Origin of the sequence: Photorhabdus heterorhabditis, from assembly GCF_018448905.1 — a bacterium.
Lineage (GTDB): Bacteria > Pseudomonadota > Gammaproteobacteria > Enterobacterales > Enterobacteriaceae > Photorhabdus > Photorhabdus heterorhabditis.
The window spans coordinates 1-716 of sequence record NZ_RCWA01000164.1 but is presented as its reverse complement, the minus strand read 5'-3'; the positions used below and the strand labels follow the sequence as shown (position 1 = coordinate 716).

1 protein-coding gene and 1 pseudogene are annotated in these 716 nt (G+C 37.8%); both read left to right on the top strand.

Annotated elements, in window-relative coordinates:
• A pseudogene (locus tag EAE89_RS23100) lies at positions 1-416 on the top strand (hypothetical protein); the annotation flags it as partial.
• Positions 413-661, top strand: a complete 249-nt coding sequence (locus tag EAE89_RS23095) for a hypothetical protein (RefSeq protein ID WP_214086679.1) — start codon at positions 413-415, stop codon at positions 659-661. The pseudogene EAE89_RS23100 and the gene EAE89_RS23095, both read left to right, overlap by 4 nt.
• Positions 662-716: the final 55 nt, after the last annotated feature.

The window sequence follows — 716 nt, the reverse complement described above, 5'->3', positions numbered from 1 at the left end:
ATGATGCTATTTTTGCGTACTGGACGGGCGCATTCACGGCTAATACTGGTTTGTGGGGCACAATAGCCTGGAATGCAGGTATGGGGGCAGCTTCAAGTTATGTCAAAGGGGATGATCCGCTAAAAGGGGGAATTATTAGTGGGATTGGCGCATCAGTAGGTTATGGTGTGGGCAAGTATGCTGCCTCTGGTACAAATGCTATAGGTAAATGGATAACTGGTGGCTGGGACCCGAAATTTAATCCCAACTTACTTAAGTACTCAGAAGTAAAAGGCCAGTTAGGGATCTCGAAAGAGATGTCACCAAGTAAGATCCCTGGTGTTGTTGGCAATGTAGGTTCATCTGTAGCAACTGAAATTACTAATGATCAGATTAGTAAAGGGGTAAAAAAATTGGATGAGGATAAGAAGAAATGAAACTGAGTAAACTAAGTTTTTTTCTCCTTTTTCTACACTTATTCAGTTCAATTATTGTTGGTATGATCCTAACAGGATTAATTTTAAAACTAATTATTGCCTTAATCTTCTTTTTCTTATCTGGAGATTTTGATTTTACTCAAGAAGATTTCTTACTTTGTTTAAAAGTAGGAGCTATGGGAGGGACTATTGGTGGTATAGGATGTTGTTTTATATATTATCGCGAATATAACTCACGTAAATAGTGGAGCTAATCCTACCCCCTTGAATCGAGATTGTAATTTTTGTTATTGAGAATAA